Origin of the sequence: Paenibacillus sp. 276b, assembly GCF_900107875.1 — a bacterium.
GTDB lineage: Bacteria > Bacillota > Bacilli > Paenibacillales > Paenibacillaceae > Paenibacillus > Paenibacillus marchantiae.
Map to the genome: position 1 here is coordinate 1,488,111 of NZ_FNRR01000001.1, position 19,060 is coordinate 1,507,170.

A 19,060-nucleotide genomic window follows, 5' to 3' on the forward strand; every position below is an offset into this window, starting at 1 on the left:
AATCCCTCCTACAATAAGGCGCTATCCTTGTTTATTTTTCGAACCACAACATTCGATAGGATAACGAGAACAAAACCAACCAGAGATTGATATAATCCTGCTGCGGATGACATTCCGATATCTCCGAGTTGCATGAGTCCTCGAAACACGTACGTATCGATAACATTCGTCGTATCATATAAAGCTCCAGAGTTCATGGGTACTTGATAAAACAACCCAAAGTCTGAGTAGAATATTCGTCCGATCTGTAGCAAAGTCAGCATAATGATTACAGGTGTGATCAAAGGGATCGTAATCATTCGTATCTGTTGCCACTTGCTCGCCCCATCCAATCTGGCTGCCTCATAATACTCCGGATCAATGCTAATAATGGAAGCCAAATAAATAATGCATGAGTATCCGGCGCCTTTCCATACATTCACAATGACCAAAATATATGGCCAGTATTTCGGCTCGTTGTACCAAGCAATTGGGTCAATCCCTAGTGCGGGCAAAACGGTGTTATTCATAAATCCGCCTTCAATGCTTAACAACGAATACACTAGATAACTGACTAGTACCATGGAAATCATATAAGGAAGCAAAACAATGCTTTGATAGAATTTAACCGCTATCTTATTTTTGATTTCATTCAAGAGAATGGCTAATCCTATGCCTACAATGAGACTGATCACTATGAAAGCTCCGTTATACAGAAGTGTATTGCGCGTAATGATATAGGCATCTGATGATTGGAATAGAAACTTAAAATTTTGAAAACCTACCCAATCGCTCCCCCATAAACCTTTAGCATAATTGATATCTTTAAAGGCAAAGGAAAGGCCGAATAAGGGTAAATAGTTATTGATGATTAAATAAACAAGCCCGGGTAACATCATGATATAGAGAGGAATGTATTTCCGTAGTCGACCACTCGCCATGTTTCCTTTAATATTCATCATTCCAACCATTCTCCCCTTCCATAAAGGAGGCATTCTTTCATTTTATTGAACAGACTCTTAAGCCTCTACTGTTCAACGACTTTCCATTTACACTTTTTCGATCATTAATTGAAAGCTGATCTTCTTAAATAGCCCATGCTGTTGCATGACCAAAATAATTAAATCGTTATTTATTTGACTTTACCCATTCGTCTAATTGTTTTTGTTTCTCCATAAGGATCTTGTCGATCCCCGCCGATTTTAACTTTGCAATAAAATCTGGTAGAATTTCATCGGGATTTACGCTCCCCGTTTCCAGAGGTACGGCGTACTGAGAGATAACATTACCAACAGAAGCAAATTCGACTTTTACTGGTGATGAATCAAACGAGAAACCCAGTGCTTTGGAGTTCACTGCTGACTTATTAAATTCTTTGATTTTATCCCATATGTCAGGATCTTGGCCGTTGAAAACGTAGGATAGGAATTGGTTCCCGAATAACCAGCCCATATTCAGATAGTAACCCGAATTTTGACTATCCACACCTTGGGGGAAATCAATAACATTTCCCGATTTAACTACATAATGCTTCCCTTCAATACCCCAAATTAAAAGGTTTGCAATATCCTTATTCGTGTACATCAAATTAAGAAATTCCATAGCTTTATCAGGGGTTTTCGAGTTAACTGGAATCCCCCACATAACATTGGTTATTGTAGATGTCGTGGATACAGGTTTTGAAAATGTTGCTACTTTCATAGGAACTCCACTAGTTTGTGTTTCACCATCATAGGTTTGAGGTTGAACACGGAGTAAATATGCAAAAGCTCGCTTGGATCTGATCAAATCATATTGAGAGGTTTTATTGGTGGCGGCATCTTTCAGAATCAAACCTTCTTCATACCACTTTCTAACCATTTGAAGCTGATTCATATATTCTTCTGTTTCATAAAGGTTAGCCACTTTCATATGATTATCATAGCCAGGCAGAACACCGATTTGGTCACCGAGTGTGTCATATGTTTGATAAGTCCCGAGTATAGAAGCACCTATTGCTCCAGGAACCAACGGAGAAATATCCGGTTCACCAGCTTTAACCGTTTTTAAGACTTGCTCTACATCTTGTAGAGTTTGGATTTTGTCGACGTCTATCTTGTATTTGTCCACTAGATCTTTTCTCATCGCAATACCATATGTTGTGGCCATATCCCGTAATGTAGGAACGCCATAAATGGAGCCCTTCACTTTTGCCGCATCAAGGTATGTTTGATCCAATGCCTGAGTAATCCCCTGTCCTTGTTTTTCCAGAAGATCATCTAGAGCGACAAGTTGTCCCTTTGATACTAATGAGCTGTAATTATAGACTGTAGGAATTAAATCGAGCTTTTCATTACTGGAAAACATCAAGTTTGTTTGCTGTTGCCAATCCCCAAAACCAATCGGTAATAATTTCACATTAACATTAATTTTTTCTTGAGCGATTTTGTTAATCTGATCTTGTACCAATGTTAAATCCTTGGGTACTGCACCGAAAAGCGGAAAAGCGACAGTTAACTCAATCGTCCCTTCGGTCTTTGTACCGGGTGAGCGCGTCTCTTCATCATTGCTGCTACAAGCTGACAATAGTAGCATTAAGACGATTAGGGTACTCACCAAACTGAGTCCTTTCTTCATTGTTATCCCCCCATAATAAGTATCCCCAAATGAACATGTAAGCGTTATCTAAATAAAGTTTGTGCATAGTGGGTATTAACAGTGTACGTCGAATTGAATTTCTACTCTGCTCTTCGAACGACTTTTTGGTATCCATTTGACGACCAGTTGCCGTCTGTTTGCAAAACTCCAAAAGACAATTTGTTTTTATGAGTATACAATGATTGTAGAATGAGTGAAAAAATTATCTAATACTTTCCGAAAAACTGATGTCGGTTATTGAATAAAATCCCCAAATCGTAGTTAAATAACCACTACATACTTGAGGATCTTAGACGATGAAATATATTATCTGGTATTGAAAATTAATTAGTACCCAGTTTATCTCTTCACTGCATCACTTACATTAGCCTTGGACGAGAATGACTTCCGTTCTACAATTAATGTATCACCAACTATAACAAATCCACCTTTTAGACGAATATCTTGAGACGAAGCACCAATAAACAATTCCATCTTCCCTGGTTCCACGACCTGATCCATATTTAAATCATGAAACGCCATTTGTTTCATGTTTACCGTGAATGTAACTTCTTTCTTCTCTTGAGCTTCCAAGTGAACTCGGGTAAATCCAACAAGTTGCTTAACGGGTCTTACAACACTACTTACGGTATCCCTTATATACACTTGTACAATTTCATCTCCGTCAAACGAACCGGTATTTTCAATGTTAAATTTCAATTTTAGATCCCCATCTGGTTGTACGGTGCTATCCAAATTCAATTCGCTATATTCAAACGTTGTATAGCTTAATCCGTGACCAAATGAGTATAGCGGTGCATTTTTGCTGTTATCAATATATTCCGCCCAATCATCAATTTCAACGAAGAATGGTAATCTGCTGTTATACATCGGAATCTGACTTGACTCTTTTACGATAGTCACCGGCAACTTTCCGCTTGGGTTGCTTTTGCCTGTCAACATGTTCACGATCGCTTGTGCTCCAGACTGTCCAGGAAGCCAAGAATACAAGACAGATTTACTTTGTTCACTTATAGAAGGTGTAGCTAAGGGTCTGCCGTCAACAATAATCGACACAACAGGTTTATTAAGTTTGAACACTTCTTCCATCATTTCCATCTGTACCTTTTCAAGATGAATGTTACTATTATCTTTATTTTCACCACAAGTGGCTTCTGGATCAATCATACTTTCCTTTCCACCAAGAACAGCAATTACAATATCCGCTTGATTTACGATCTCTTTTACGGCATCTATTCCTCCTTCAATAGCTCTGAAGATATTACATCCTTTAGCATGAAGCACATTATCTTTTCCAAACTCTTCTTCCAAAATCTCCTTTATAGATTTGCAATTCGGATAATATGTTTGAGTAAATTCTTCTGTTGTTTCATACACTTTATTAGAAGATGTATGTGCACTTATATTTTGTTTAATTAAATTCATAATTATTTCTTTTTGTTGCGGTGTTGGCTGATCCTCAAATTCAATTCCAAATGCTTTAAATGACTCCTTATGTTCTGTGATAGCACCCGCATAAGCCATTTTTAGGAAGTTATCTTCTTCAGATTTATCGAAATCACTACTTTTTGTACTTGCAGAACCAACCGATGAATATCCTCCAAAAAAGTTTGTTTTATTGTCTGAAGATGGCCCAATTACAGCGATTTTTAAATCCTTTTTTAAAGGTAAAATACGGGCTTCGTTTTTCACCATCACAATGGATTTTTCAGCTATCTCTTGAGATAATTCTACATTCTCTAACTTATTAATTTCTTCTTGAAAATTACCAACTCCATATGGGTTTTCGAACAGTCCTAGAATAAATTTCATTTCAAGAACACGTTCTACGGAACGGTCAATATAAGATTCTTCAATTTCTCCGAATTCAACAGCTTCAACTAAGTGTTTATAGCAATAATTGTTAGGTTGCTCTACATCCATTCCTGCCTTAAGTGCAAGTATAGCTGTTTCTTTTGGATCATGTGCCACCCGATATCGTGCGTTAGCATGACTAATACTTCCATAGTCCGCAACAACCAATCCTTTAAAACCTAATTTCTCCCTAAGGAGATCTGTCAGCAACCATTTTGATGTAGAAACAGCTTGATCGTTTAATATGCCATAACTATTCATGACACCCTTCAAATTGGATTCATGGATTGCAGCCTCAAATGGGAAGCTATACGTATCCAGCAGTTTTCTTTCCGCTATTTGTTGTTCTCCCCCATTCCTTCCACCTTCAGCATTACCATAACCAATAAAATGCTTGGCTGCAGCCATCACTTCGTTATCACCTTGTATCCCACTAACGAAAGCCATTCCCATCTGGGCAACAAGATAAGGATCTTCTCCATAAGTTTCCCCGATTCTTCCCCATCGTGGATCTCTGCCCAAGTCAAAAAGAGGTGAATGTACTGCTCTAAAACCATAGGCTAACAATTGTTTTTTTACAACTTCCCCCATTTTTTGAGCCAATTCAGGCTCCCATGTTGAAGCAAGATTAAGCGATTGTGGAAAAGCCGTTGCACCGGGTATCTGAGCCCCTGCTATACCCTCATTATGAATAAGAACTGGAATTCCTAATCTCGTATCCTCAATAAGATATTTCTGAATGCTTTTTAATCTGATGATATCCTTTTTGTTATCACCTGTTAGTGAAACATTTAGACAACTCAGGGTACCTATTCCATCCTTCATACTTTCCTTTAAAGTGACCAAACTGTCTTCTCTATCGGATACCGTTGCACAGAACAACTGAGCAACCTTTTCTTCTAATGTCATTCTTTGAAGTAAGTCGATTACTCTTTCTTGTATAGACTTATTTGCATCTTTGTATATCATTTGGAATCCCCCTACTAAATTTAATCAAAAATCCAACTTATGCATGGAATGAATGATGTACTCATGAAAGAACCCCTATCAAATTTTGAATTCCGATTAGAGAGTCATACCCCCATCAACCACAAGGATTGAACCTGTCATATAACTGGATTTATCGGAAGCGAGGAAAGTAACAATATCAGCCAATTCCTCTGGTTGTGCGTAACGTCCAATTCTCATATTTGGGAACTCCTCTGGTACATAACCGCTCGCTTGGAGCTGGCTTGGTACGGAATCAGTAAGAGGAGTAGCTACGCCCCCAGGACAGATTGCGTTCACACGAATTCCTTTTCTTACATACTCGAGTGCTGCTGCTTTCGTCAATCCAGCAACACCATGTTTACTAGCAGTGTAGGCAGCAAGGCTGTGCTCCGCACGGACGGCCGTTGTAGAAGCTGTATTGATAATATTGCCATAGCCCTGTTGATCCATCACTTGAAGGACGTACTTCATACCAAGAAAAATCCCTTTTAAATTAACATCAATTACTCGAGTGAACTCTTCTTCCGAGATATCCTGGAATTTCTTAAAGTCTTGCAGTATACCAGCATTGTTAAATAATACATCGATCTTCCCGAATGTATCGATCGTAGTTTGGACATAATGTTGAACTTCTTTACTGTTAGAGACGTTCGCTTGTACAAAAATCCCCTCACCACCGGCTCTCTTAATCAGCTCAACAGTTTCCAGACCCATGCTTTCCTTGTAATCAACGACCACAATTTTGGAGCCACTGGCTGCCATCTTCAGGCTGCTTGCTCTGCCAATGCCACTTCCTCCCCCAGTTACTATGATAATTTTTCCTTCTAAATCATGGGCAGTTTGGGGAGAATTCATCTTCTTATTCTGTGGAGTTCCTAACTCAGGTTGGTTAAATGTTATCTTAGAAAGATCACTTTGTAGCGCTTTCAAAACTTCTGCCCGAATATTTACCTGTGGTAATGCGGCAAGTTGATCCAGTGTAAAGGCACTAGCCATGTTAAAAGTAGGTTCATTTACAAATTCGGGTAAATGTTTGGCTAATAACGCAGTTGCTTCTTCATTACGAAGTAATTCACCGATTTTCACATTTTCCATAGTTCCCATATGTGTATACCTCTTTCTTAATGCCAGATTTTTATAAGCAAAAGTTATTACTATATTGAATCCCGTCGTTTGGACAAATCATCCAGTATACGAGTATACTGCTTTTCTAAAGAGTAAAAGCATAACAAAATGGCCATGATCACATACATTACAAGTGGTAGATAGATACCAATAAATACAATCATCGAATTTGCAGTCTCAACTTGTTCTGAGGCACCTTCTTGAAAATGTCCAAACGCTAAAAGCCATCCGATAAGCGCAGTACCAAAGGCCATACCGAGCTTATTACCTAATGAATTTATACTATTCGTTAAACCTACAATCCGCTGTCCATGCTTCCATTCTCCATATTCGATGGTACTAGTTATAAGTGGCATCATGACTACTAACAGCGGGATCGTGGCAAAAGCTTGAAATGCAGATCCGACGATCCCAATTTGGATACTGTATGGATCATAGGATCGAACTAAGCTACCTATAATACCAACACATAAACCAAGGATTGCAGTATTCCTCTGACCAAATCGTTTGATTAGAGGGACAGACACAGCAAAAACTAGCAATGTTAAAAGAAGGGTTATTCCGCCTATGAGACCTACTAAATTCACATTCCCCCAGATATATTTGGCATAGTACATCCCCGATGAACTCGCTAAAGCAAAAGAAATATTAGTGAAAAAACCTACAAAGAATGTCACCAACCAATATCGATTTGTGAAAAGTAACTTTATGCCTATTTTTAGAGAAAGAGTCTTTTTGATTTCTCCTTCTTTTTTTAATTGTTCCGTATTATATTTTTCCACCGTAGACCTATAGACAATAAAGATTCCGAGAGCAGCAATAAAGGCTAGTCCGGCAGCTAATGATATCCATTCTTGCTGTCCGCCCCCCAACAAGTTGACTAAAGGAATGAAGTCTACTGTGACAAGACCTCCTGCAAAAAATCCAAATGAGGAACGAAGTAAACCCATGATTGATCGATCTTGAGTATTTCTGGTTGTTAATGCCATTAAACTTGCATAAGGAATTGAAGTAGGTGTAAGCATAAAAACGTAAAATAATAGATTAGTGATAACGATATATGTTATTTTTCCTCCAGTGCTTAGATCAGGTACAGTGAATACTAGCACAGTCAATACAAACATGGGAATGATCATCCATAATAGCCAAGGACGTGCTTGACCATGCTTTGATTTTGTTCTGTCAACGATGTAACCCATTCCGATATCAGCTCCGGAATCGACGATCTTCGTTAATAACAGCACTGTTCCTACAATGCCTGCTGAAACACCAATAATTTCTGTATAGAAGAACAACAGCAATGACATCATGCTAGTGACAATATTCAATGAGAATTGTCCTGCCGCGTCTCCAATCAACTGTCTGGTCGTTAGCTCCCGTTCCATGCTCATTCAGCCTTTCTATTAGATACCGTATTGTGGTCTAAGATCTTTAAGATGTAATGAAATTTCGCAACTGTTCCACAACAAATTATTAGAGATAAGCCATTTCATGCTAAAATAAGATAAACAACCCATCTTGAAGTAAATGATCTGATGACTTTTTTGTTGAAATTATAATGATCCTTCTTAAGGAAGAAGCTCAAAACCTGCTTGTTTCACATCACGAGAATTCGATCCGATATAAACCTTGAATTCACCTGGTTCAGCTGCATATTTTTTTTCCGCATTCCAATATGCTAAGTCTGCTTCCCTTATATTGAAGTGGATTTCTTGTGCTTCACCTGCATTTAATAAAACTTTCTTAAACCCTTTAAGTTCTTTAACTGGACGAACCACATTTCCATATACGTCCTGAATATACAACTGAACCGTCTCTTCTCCCATTACCGTTCCGCTATTTGTAACTGTTAGACTCGCGACAATAGTTTGTGAACTATTCATTTTCGTTTGGGATAGATGAATCTCAGAATATTCGAATGTCGTAAAGCTCAGACCGTAACCGAATGGGTAAGTGGGTTCATTCGAACCGTCGATATATCTTGAAAAGAATTTATCTAGCTTATTCGCTTCATTAACGGGTCTTCCTGTACTAAAGTGGTTGTAATAAACGGGTACTTGCCCTAAATGAGCAGGAAAGCTCATTGTTAATTTGCCAGATGGATTATATTTTCCGAAGAGAACATCCGCAATAGCATGTCCGGCCTGAGATCCGAGGAACCATGTCTCTAGAATTGCATCTACATGATGCTCGAACCAATCGAGCACCAGTGGCCGTCCATTTGTTAATACAAGTACTATTGGTTTTCCGATCTTTACGATGGCCTCTGCGAGTTCCTGTTGCACCTTCGGTAACATGATATCCATACGAGATGCAGCTTCACCCGACAACTCACTACTTTCACCCAGCGCGAGGAGAATAACGTCTGCTTGTTCTCCAGCTTTAATAGCACGTTCGAGTCCTCCAACAATCGCTTCCTCGACTCCACATCCCGCTTCAACAAGCAGGTTTAGACCAGAGATTCCCTGCGCTTCAATTCCTTGGCGCAGAGTAATGGTTTCATCCACATGGCGTGAATACTGCCATGGTCCCAAAAGGTCTTTACTGTCGCCAAAAGGTCCAATTATAGCAAGCTTCCGATCTGTGCTGTGGAATGGAAGCACGTCGTTATTTTTTAACAATACGATAGATTGCTGAGCTAAATGCCTGCTAGCTTCCAAATGTGTCGGATGGAAATAATACTCCTGTTCCTTCTCTGGACGGACGTATCGGAAAGGGTCATCCATAATCCCGATTTTGTATTTTAAAATCAGAATACGACGTACTGCATCATTGACTTGATCTTCTGGAACGGTACCCTGTTCGATTAACTCTACCAATTGGTCATAGGAACGAGTTACCATTTCAATGTCCAACGTGGCATCAAGTGCTTTTTTTGCAGCTTCTTTACTATCTTTTGCATTACCGTGTGCGACAATTTCATCAATTGCACCGTAATCAGATAGCAAAACACCCTCGAAGCCAAGTTCCTTACGAAGCAGATCATTAAGTAGATATCGGTTCCCTGCGACGGGAACACCTTGATAAATATTGAATGAATTCATTACAGATCCGGCTCCGGCTTCTACCCCTGCCTGGAAAGGTGGTAAGTATATATTCCGCAAGGTGCCCTCCGATATATCTACAGTGTTGTAATCTCGTCCTGCTTCAGCAGCACCATAAGCGATGAAATGTTTTAAACAAGCGATGATCGTCTCTGGGTCGAATAAGCTGTATCCCTGGTATCCTTCGACTTGAGCTTTTGCAATAAGTTGACCGAGGTAAGGGTCCTCACCGGCCCCTTCAACAACTCGACCCCACCTCGGATCTCTCGTAATATCCACCATAGGACCGTGATTATAGTTAATTCCACCAGCACTAGCTTCTTTCGCGGAAATTGAGCATGCTTCTTTAATGGCATCCATATTCCAGCTACAAGACCAAGCAAGGGGTACCGGGAAAATGGTTTGAAACCCATGTATGACGTCAAAGTTAAAGAAGAGTGGAATCCCGTGTGGAGATTGTTCAACTGCGATTTTCTGCAATTCGAACACTCGACTGCTTCCTAAGGCTCCCAGTATTGAACCGACTCGACCATCAGCGATTAATTTTTCTGCTGGCTCGGAGTCAATCTCAGATCCTAAAGATATAGTTGAAGCCATACATTGACTCATCTGACCAATTTTTTCAGTTATCGTCATTTTTTGAAGTAATGCTTCCACGGCTTGAAGAATTTCATCATCATCCCGCTGTTTCACATCGTTCTTTCGATATGGAAGCAGTTCAGCAATCAGTTGATCTACCAGAGAGGGACCGGAACCTTTAGCTCCTTTCATAGTGAAAGGTTCCTGATAGGGCAGCTTGATTTTTCCGTGAAATGTTTGGTCTTCAAAAGTTAAATCGAATTCAATGGGTTCATTTGGCACAAGTGGAGAATAGCCTTTGGCTATTAGAGTGTTCCCTACCACCTCTATTGTGGAAATTTCTATTGGAAGTGGAGTGGGTTCGAGAACTACAGACAATGTATAATCTTGTTTTTTCTCAATAATAAACTGCATTTTCATATTGATTTCTGGTGTCTGGAGCAAGAAATGCCAAGTACCGATCATATCTATCATCTACCTTCTTTATAGAATTGGCTTTATATCAAGCCTGTTGGTCTACCCTAGATAAAATATAGAGTAAGAGCACATGCGATTATACAATCGCTATATTCTTATTTTAATAACAATAAAAAGTTGTCTCTACCGTTTCGCCGACTTTGGAGTTGCACTTTACCGACCCCCCCTAATGTATTTCTATGTAAAAAAACTGATCAAGTTAAACTTGATCAGTTCTGTTTTATATGCAATTGACGAAATTCATTTGGATTCATACTGGTATGTTTTTTAAACATTCGCGAAAAATGAGAAAAATTAGCATATCCAATTTGGGTAGCTACTGCACTGATTGGTAGCTCAGTCTTTGCAAGTAGTTCTTGGGCAAGCCTTAGTCGTTCTTTAAACATATATTCCGAAATAGACATTCCAGTTTGCTTTTTAAAAATTCGAGTCAGATAGTCAGGATTAAGGAATACTTGATTAGCAATCTCTTCTCGAGGTAAATCTTCAGAGATATGAATCTGTATATACTGTATCACTTTTTCTACCACGCTTTGTGACTTTTCAAGTGACATTACATATTCCTTGGCTTTACTTATCATGTGTATAACCCATTCGAGCAAATCGCTCACAGAACACGGAGCGTTTAAACCTAACTCCTGAGAGTAGGCATCACTATATAGATGGTTCGCCTGAATCCCCTTAGACTGAAGGACATAAAACATCATTTGTTGAAAATCTTGATATAATCTATTCAACAAATCCGCATTTAAAAACTCCTTCTCCAAATTGTTTAGATACTTAGAAGCTTCAGCACATACTTCGTCAAAAGCCCCCTCTTTTAACATAACGGACCATAAGGTAATATTGGCGGGCGCATATTTAGATGAGTGGGTAGGAGATTTCGATAGCATGAATACTTTATTACTGTAAGCAACGTTATTTCTATCCATTTCATTGAGTTTATTAACCATTCCTAACATTTCATGAGCCTGGACGTTCTGCCCAATATAACAGGAGATATCACAGTAAAAATAACGACTACAATCATCGATGTACTTTTTACTAATAGTTTCTAGATCTAAAGAAAGAATTTGGCTAGCTTCGACAGATAATACAGCAAGCATCCTTCTGTTGTTTAATGCAATGATTAATCCATCTTGGCTAAGTTCAAGGAAGATCTCTTCGGCCGAATTTTTGAGACCATATTCCAGGATTTTTTCTTCTCTCAGACTCAAAGGTTTATGCCACCTCTGAATGCTTATGAGAATAGGTATAAAGACCATCTCTTCCAAGTAGGGAATATTTCGTTCAGCCGCAGCAAGCCTTACGGCATTGGAGATTGAGGGGACTGTTTGATTCAGTATATCCTGCCAGAAACGTTCAATTAACATAGGTTGATTTTTGAACCAATAATGCCCGAAACGACTATATTGGTCCATTTCTGATTCTTTATCAATCTTCTCTTTTGCTTTTTCAATCACTAATTCTAATTCAGCAAATGGCACTGGCTTTAAAATATAATCCAGACTTCCTAACTGAATAGCCTGTTTGGCATATCCGAAATCTGCATGGCAAGTCAAAATAATCGTTTCAGTCTTGGGATATCGTTCTCCTACCCATTCTGTTAACTCTAATCCTGACGTCTGCGGCATCTCAATATCACAGATCATAATGTCTATATGCTCTCTCTTGAACAGTTCTTTCGCTTGTTTTGCAGTATAAGCCGTAAATACAGTTTTGATACTAAGTTTTTCCCAATTGACACCTGACAGAATTCCTTCGACTGCATGGATTTCATCATCAACGATTAACATTCGATACATAGTGGGTCCACCTTTCTAAAAATCGTCCTTATAGGGAAGATTTATTTCAATTACAGCTCCATTAGGGTAACCATTATAACAAGATATTGAGGCATCATCACCATATAAAAGTTGTAATCTCTTCTTAACATTCCAGATACCAATATGTTCTCCTTTTTCATCTGTGATTCGATTTCCCGCGCGAATCTCTTCTAGAATCTCTTCTGAAAAACCCTTTCCAGTATCCCGAATAATGATTTCAACATAAGGAATAAATCCTGTTTCCTTTAAATCAAGAGTCACACTTAAATGCATTGCCTCTTCCAATGTAACACCATGTTTAATAGAATTTTCTAAAAACGTTTGAATCGTCAATGGAGGAATATGTAAATTATTCAGAAAAACAGGATAAGTGATCTCGCACTTTAATTGATCAGGGAAACGTAATTCTTGGATTTGAATATAGTTACGTACATGTTGGATTTCCTCCTGCAAGGATACAAAGGATAGATTGCTTCGAAACATATAACGAAAATACCGAACCAAGCACAGCGTCATCTCTTGAATGAGCTCAAAATTCTTCACTTGTGCCAGATTATACAGAATATTTAAAGTGTTCATAAAAAAATGAGGATTAATTTGAAGTTGGAGATGTTGGAGTTCCGCCTTCTGTTTATTCAATTGTTCTTCATAGACATTAATTTTTAATTCTTCAATCTGCGTAATCATTTTATTAAAAGTCTGATTCACCATCTGAAACTCATCTGAGGTTTTGTGATCCTCTACTCGTACATTAACAAGACCTTTGTTGATCTTATTCATTACAGTGATTAGACGATTCAATGGGACTAGCAACGATCGATGCAGGAACAATAGGCTTAAAGGTAATAATGCTATGGCAGAAAATGATATCCATTTGATTACCCATGTTATCATGGGGAGCTTTTGCAAAATTTGATCATTGGGAATAATGGCAGCCAAACTGAATTGACCTTCTTTAGACGTTTCCCCAACTACAAGCAAATTATTGTTGCTAACGGTTAAATAATCCTGTTGGAATCCTTTCGAAAGATCAATATCTTCATCGTAAAACAAATGGGTGCTGACCATAGATTTACCAGCAGAATTAACCAGTAGCGCATTACCTTTCGTTCCTAAATCAATCAGATTCATTGGACCTAATAGAGTATTGACATTTACCCAAGCACCTATATAAAGGTTCCCTGATTTTATCGTACGAAGAATATAACTGTTTTTTTCGATTTCTCTAACATACCAGTCATGAGCTACCTGTGCGTTCGTATTCGCAAGTTGATTTAAATGTTGAACAAGAAAACTTTCAACTTCTATCCGTTCAGAATAGGAAATGGAAGACTGAAAAACATCCAGCAAATCTTGGCGTTCATGATTAAATATAAAAAAAGCATCGATTGAATTATACAAAAGAATATTGTTAGATAAATTCATAGATACATTGTGTTTTGCGAGCTGATACTCATCTTCTGAATTAGGCATATCCATGGATTGAACATCATAATTGGCTGTAGACAATCCCAGTATATTATTTTCAGCAACTTGTAACTGAGTATCAATCTGACCCATGTACAAAGAAATGAGATTTTTGTTGGATATGGCCACCTGGTTACGGACAACATCTATACTGTAATAATTGTTGTATAAGAGCAGTGAGATAAGCGGGACAGTAACGATGAATAATGCGATAATCAACTTTAAACGAATGGAGTTCCAAGAAACATGCGGAAATCGAATACCCATGTGAAGTCCTCCTGTTTATTTTACGAATAATGTCTTCAACTTATTGGCAGTCGATCCTATTTTATCTTTGTTGATCTTATTTGCAAATAGATAGTACTTATCCAACATTCGCCTCTGGAACTGAATCACCTCTCTAATGTTGAGGGTTGTATTATGCTTCCCTCTAGCTTCGTCTATCAGTCAATTCCTTATTCCCGATAAATATAAAAGCCGTGTCTCCATTTAGAGGAGTACGCAGCTACTATTTTTACGTTTTATATACTGAAATTTGTTCTTGAAGACGTGAAGCCTCACCGTTCATTTCAGAAACGGATTCAGTGATTTCAAGTGTCGTTTGCTTCTGTACTTCTGCTTCTTTCACGACTTTTTCTATGCGGTTGTATGACATTTCAGCTATATCCGCAAGCTCTATTACAGATGTGTTGATCTCTTTTGTACCTATGGTCATCTGTTCAATAGCCGAAGTAACTTCCTGAGATTGTTTAGAGATAGCGATAGTATCTCGCAATATTATTCCAAATGCTTTCTTGGCTACTTGTAGAGTTTCTGTTGTAAGTTCCACTTCTGCCTTCCCAGCTTGAACTGTCGATACAGTTAAACGAGTATCATTCTGAATGTTTTCAACAATCCGGTAAATATGCTCAGAGGAACTACTCGTTTGCTCTGCAAGCTTACGAATTTCGCTCGCAACAACGGCAAACCCCTTCCCTCGTTCCCCTGCTCTAGCAGCTTCAATTCCAGCATTAAGTGAGAGAAGATTAGTTTGTGACGAAACCGCTTTAATAACATCCATGATTTGATTGATATCTTGGGACTGTTGCGTCAATTTGTTTGATATTTCAGCAAAAAGGAAAATGGTATGTTTCAGAGTGCTCATTCGCTCCTCTGTTTGATCCAATAATTCATTACCTTGAAGGGCCTGTTTTTTCATGGAAGTAGTTAGAGTCGCCACCTTCGTTGTAGACTCAGCTATATGTAGCGTTCCTTGAAACAGTTCATCCATCGCTAAAGCTGTTTCACTCGTCGTTTTCATTTGTTCCAGAGCTCCAAGAGCAATATTATTTAATGAATCTGTAATTCTGACCAATGTTTGCGATGAATCACGAGCGTGCTCTGATACCTTCATACTAGAAACAACTACTTGACTGGCTGTTTGCTTTGAGGTCTTGATAAAATTGGACAGACTTGCGCGCATTTGTTCCATAATAAGTGCTAATTGACCGATCTCGTCTTTACGTTTATAGTCGAGCGTGTTACTTAAATCCCTGACAGAGATCCGTGACGAAATGTTAATGAGTTTATGGATTGGTCGGGTTAGGGATAGTCCGAAATAATAAGATAGTAAGAATGAAGACGTCAATATAAAAATTTGAAAAATCAAGACGTTGCCGCGTGTTTCCTCGCTTGTTTTCACAACATGATTGAGCGATTCACTGAGTTTTTTTGTGTTTTGATTTCTCATATCGATGACTAATTCATTCAATCGAACCGCATTTTTAATGTCACCTCTAATATAATCAGAAAAAATTAGCATGATCTCTTGGATACTTTCGTTCTCCTCAGGAATCAGCCTAGCATACAGTGTTGCTTTCTCTCTAAAATCCTTTATGTATCCTTGAATTATTGGTTGCTTTGATGTTGGTATAGTAGATTCAGTAGATGGAAGTAGCATTTGTATCTGGAACCCATTTAAAAGTTGTTCAAGATCTTGAGCAATTAAGGCAGCTTTTAAAGTCCTTTCATTAGCTTTCTTTATTTCATCCACTTGTATGTTGGATTGTTGGAGTTGGTAGAGGGTAGTACTTAACAATAGTAACAGAATTATTCCAAAGGATAGGAAGGTTCGAGTACGAATGCTCATTTTGTTGTAGTCCCCTAACTAGTAAATTAATTTGACACCATCTTATAAAGAGCCAAGTTTACTTGTAATATTTCATTACATGATATCCCCTTCCACGTATAATTCAGCATTATAGTCACTACATCTACTATTCCAACATGAATAAACGGATCAAAACTACCACAATAACGACTTTATGATGTGCATTTGACGACATTTTTCGCATCAAATAATTACTACAATCTTGCCTGGTAATTTAGACATGATAGCTCTGGAGCGGTTTCATTCACTCTAAATCAAGGATCTTTTAGGCGTTTAGGCGGAATACGCTTACTCACGGCCACTTGGCTGTAAACTAATTAATAGGTTAACGAAAGTTGAATTAAATTAGCGACAGCTAGGAGTATATTTTATCTTCCATGGCTGCCGCTCTGAGGAAATATATATATTTAAATTGATCGAAAAGTAAACTATATATTTAGTTTAGTTTTTTAGTTTTATAGTTCTGTAATCGTTACCTGTGATGAAAATACCTTTCGTTCAACGTTAACTTTTTCTCCTGTAATCTCAAAGGAACCTTTTAATCGAATATCTTGGGATGAAGCACCTATAAATAATTCCATAGTTCCGGGTTCCACCACTTGATCCATGTTCAAGTCATGAAATGCCAGTTGTCTCATGTTCACTTTGAAAGTAAATGTCTTTGTTTTATTCCCATCTAGTGTAACCCGTGCAAATCCGACCAGCTGCTTAACAGGTCTTGCAACACTGCTTACTCGATCCCGGATATAAACCTGAATTACTTCATCTCCGGTAATCTGTCCTACATTTCTCAGCTTAAATTCGATGTTTAGTTCACCGTTTGCATAAACCGTTCTGTCATGTACCAAATCGCTGTATTCAAATTGTGTATAGCTTAATCCATGTCCAAACGGATATAGCGGTGCATTATGGTCCGTTTTAATGTAAGAAGCCCATTCATTAATATCAATATAGAGTGGCAATCTGCTATTATACATTGGAATCTGTCCTGCTTCTTTCACAATGGTCACCGGCAGCTTTCCGCTCGGGTTAGTCTTTCCCGTAAGTATGTTCAAAATGGCTTCAGCTCCAGACTGTGCCGGAAGCCAGGAATACAATACTGCTTTACTGTGTTCACTAATAAAAGGTGTAGCTAATGGTCGGCCATCAATAATAATTGAAATAACAGGTTTATTCAGCTTAAATACTTCTTCCATCATTTCCATTTGAGGTTTTTCGAGACCAATGTTGATGTTATCTTTGTTTTCACCGCAAGTAGCTTCCGGATCGATCATGCTTTCTTTGCCGCCTAAAACTGCAATCACAACATCCGCTTGCTCTACCGCATCTTTTACTGCTTCAATCCCTCCATCTATGGCCTTGAACATATTGCAGCCTTTAGCATGAAGCACATCATCTTTCCCAAACTCTGCTTCCATAACTTCTTTTACAGATTTACAATCTGGATAGAATAATTGAACAAATTCTTCGTTCGTTTTATAGACTCTTTTTGAGGAATCATCAGAATTTAAATTTTCTCTGAGCATATTCATAATAATTTCTTTTTGTTCAGGAGTTGGTTGTTCATCAAATTCAATTCCCATCAATTTTAATGACTCTTTATTGTCGGTAATGGTTCCTGTATAAATCATTCTCAGGAAAGTGTCTTCTTCGGATTTATCGAAGTCACTGCTTTTTGTGTTAGCCGATCCTACTGATGAATATCCCCCAAAGAAATTGGTTTTAGTATCTGTGTTCGGGCCAATTAGCGCTATTTTTAGCTTCTTTTTGAGTGGTAGAATGTTGTCCTCATTTTTCACCAAGACCATTGATTTCTCCGCAATCTCTAGTGATAATTCCGCATTCTCCACTTTTTTTATTTCATTGAAGAAATCTCCTTCCCCATAGGGATTCTCGAATAGTCCTAATGTGAACTTGGTCTCTAGAATCCGTCTTAGCGAAAGGTCAATATGTGCCTCTTCAAGTTCACCTGACTCAACTGCCTCTACCAAATGCTGGTAACATTGGTTGCCGGGCTGTTCTACATCCATTCCAGATTTTAATGCCAAAATTCCTGCCTCTTTAGCATCCTCTGCCACTCTATATCTTAAAAATGCATGTGTGATACTACCATAATCCGCTACAACCAGCCCCTGAAAGCCCAGCTTGTTTCTCAATATGTCCGTAAGAAGCCATTTTGACGTAGAAACTGCCTGCTCATTTAACATCCCATAACTATTCATTACAGCTTTTATGTTTGCCTCATGAATGGCTGCTTCAAAAGGAAAGCAATAACTATCCAATAAACTTCTCTCGGATATTTGCTGTTCTCCACCGCCTCGTCCCCCTTCGGCATTTCCGTAGCCGACAAAATGCTTGGCGGTAGCCATTATCTCATGATCCCCTTGTATTCCTTTGACAAAAGACACGCCCATCTGCGCAACTAAATAAGGATCTTCCCCGTAAGTTTCACCAACTCTTCCGAATCGTGGATCTCTCGACAAATCGAACAGAGGAGAATGTACGGCCTTGAATCCAAAGGCCAGTAATTGCTTTTTGACTACCGTACCCATTTTTTGTGCCAATTCCGGCTCCCAAGTTGAAGCAAGATTAAGAGACTGAGGAAATGTTGTTGCACTGGGGATCTGCGCCCCAGCTATTCCTTCACTGTGAATCAGCCCCGGAATGCCCAATCTCGTTTCCTCGACAAGAAATTTTTGTATGTCTTCTATAGTCTCCCTATCTTTTTTAAGGTCACCTGTAAAGGAATCATTTAAGTAACTTATAGTCCCAATGCCGTCCTTTAACTTTTCAGTTCTAGTGTCATAAATGGATTCTCCACCATATGAATTTGCACAATATAATTGGGCTACTTTCTCCCTCAATGTCATTCTTCCAATTAAATCCTCGACTCGCTCATGAATAGACTTACTTGCATCTTTGTAAATCATCTC

10 protein-coding genes are annotated in these 19,060 nt (G+C 38.5%); all 10 read right to left on the reverse strand.

The window, feature by feature from the left end; genetic code table 11:
* Window positions 1-8 precede the first annotated feature (8 nt).
* The 10 genes from BLV50_RS06365 to BLV50_RS06410 all read right to left on the reverse strand — a co-directional run bounded on the left by BLV50_RS06365 (window position 9) and on the right by BLV50_RS06410 (window position 19,057).
* Window positions 9-941, reverse strand: coding sequence for an ABC transporter permease (locus BLV50_RS06365; RefSeq protein WP_256337871.1), 933 nt, complete (start codon window positions 939-941; stop codon window positions 9-11).
* Window positions 942-1,107: 166 nt separating this feature from the next.
* The gene (locus tag BLV50_RS06370; protein WP_090806540.1) at window positions 1,108-2,595 is read right to left on the reverse strand and encodes an ABC transporter substrate-binding protein; all 1,488 of its coding nucleotides are present in this window, start codon (window positions 2,593-2,595) and stop codon (window positions 1,108-1,110) included.
* 360 nt (window positions 2,596-2,955) lie between these two features.
* The gene (locus BLV50_RS06375) at window positions 2,956-5,439 is read right to left on the reverse strand and encodes a glycoside hydrolase family 3 N-terminal domain-containing protein (RefSeq protein ID WP_090806542.1); all 2,484 of its coding nucleotides are present in this window, start codon (window positions 5,437-5,439) and stop codon (window positions 2,956-2,958) included.
* Window positions 5,440-5,535: 96 nt separating this feature from the next.
* Window positions 5,536-6,315, reverse strand: a complete 780-nt coding sequence (locus BLV50_RS06380; RefSeq protein WP_090807512.1) for an SDR family NAD(P)-dependent oxidoreductase — start codon at window positions 6,313-6,315, stop codon at window positions 5,536-5,538.
* Window positions 6,316-6,614: 299 nt separating this feature from the next.
* The gene (locus tag BLV50_RS06385) at window positions 6,615-7,970 is read right to left on the reverse strand and encodes an MFS transporter (RefSeq protein ID WP_177031124.1); all 1,356 of its coding nucleotides are present in this window, start codon (window positions 7,968-7,970) and stop codon (window positions 6,615-6,617) included.
* Window positions 7,971-8,153: 183 nt separating this feature from the next.
* On the reverse strand, window positions 8,154-10,673 hold the full coding sequence (locus BLV50_RS06390; protein ID WP_090806546.1) for a glycoside hydrolase family 3 N-terminal domain-containing protein: 2,520 nt from the start codon (window positions 10,671-10,673) through the stop codon (window positions 8,154-8,156).
* A gap of 221 nt (window positions 10,674-10,894) precedes the next feature.
* The gene (locus BLV50_RS06395; protein WP_090806548.1) at window positions 10,895-12,490 is read right to left on the reverse strand and encodes a helix-turn-helix domain-containing protein; all 1,596 of its coding nucleotides are present in this window, start codon (window positions 12,488-12,490) and stop codon (window positions 10,895-10,897) included.
* Between the two features lie 15 nt (window positions 12,491-12,505).
* Complete coding sequence (locus BLV50_RS06400) at window positions 12,506-14,245, reverse strand: sensor histidine kinase (protein WP_090806550.1); 1,740 nt, start codon at window positions 14,243-14,245, stop codon at window positions 12,506-12,508.
* A gap of 247 nt (window positions 14,246-14,492) precedes the next feature.
* Window positions 14,493-16,106: a methyl-accepting chemotaxis protein gene (locus BLV50_RS06405; protein ID WP_090806552.1), complete on the reverse strand. Its 1,614-nt coding sequence runs from the start codon at window positions 16,104-16,106 to the stop codon at window positions 14,493-14,495.
* 476 nt (window positions 16,107-16,582) lie between these two features.
* On the reverse strand, window positions 16,583-19,057 hold the full coding sequence (locus BLV50_RS06410; RefSeq protein ID WP_090806554.1) for a glycoside hydrolase family 3 N-terminal domain-containing protein: 2,475 nt from the start codon (window positions 19,055-19,057) through the stop codon (window positions 16,583-16,585).
* Between the last annotated feature and the right edge of the window lie 3 nt (window positions 19,058-19,060).

Coding starts and splice junctions, on each gene's coding strand:
- BLV50_RS06365 (WP_256337871.1), bottom strand. CDS start 941: ATGATGAATATTAAAGGAAACATGGCGAGTGGTCGACTACGGAAATAC.
- BLV50_RS06370 (WP_090806540.1), bottom strand. CDS start 2,595: ATGAAGAAAGGACTCAGTTTGGTGAGTACCCTAATCGTCTTAATGCTA.
- BLV50_RS06375 (WP_090806542.1), bottom strand. CDS start 5,439: ATGATATACAAAGATGCAAATAAGTCTATACAAGAAAGAGTAATCGAC.
- BLV50_RS06380 (WP_090807512.1), bottom strand. CDS start 6,315: ATGAATTCTCCCCAAACTGCCCATGATTTAGAAGGAAAAATTATCATA.
- BLV50_RS06385 (WP_177031124.1), bottom strand. CDS start 7,970: ATGGAACGGGAGCTAACGACCAGACAGTTGATTGGAGACGCGGCAGGA.
- BLV50_RS06390 (WP_090806546.1), bottom strand. CDS start 10,673: ATGATCGGTACTTGGCATTTCTTGCTCCAGACACCAGAAATCAATATG.
- BLV50_RS06395 (WP_090806548.1), bottom strand. CDS start 12,490: ATGTATCGAATGTTAATCGTTGATGATGAAATCCATGCAGTCGAAGGA.
- BLV50_RS06400 (WP_090806550.1), bottom strand. CDS start 14,245: ATGGGTATTCGATTTCCGCATGTTTCTTGGAACTCCATTCGTTTAAAG.
- BLV50_RS06405 (WP_090806552.1), bottom strand. CDS start 16,106: ATGAGCATTCGTACTCGAACCTTCCTATCCTTTGGAATAATTCTGTTA.
- BLV50_RS06410 (WP_090806554.1), bottom strand. CDS start 19,057: ATGATTTACAAAGATGCAAGTAAGTCTATTCATGAGCGAGTCGAGGAT.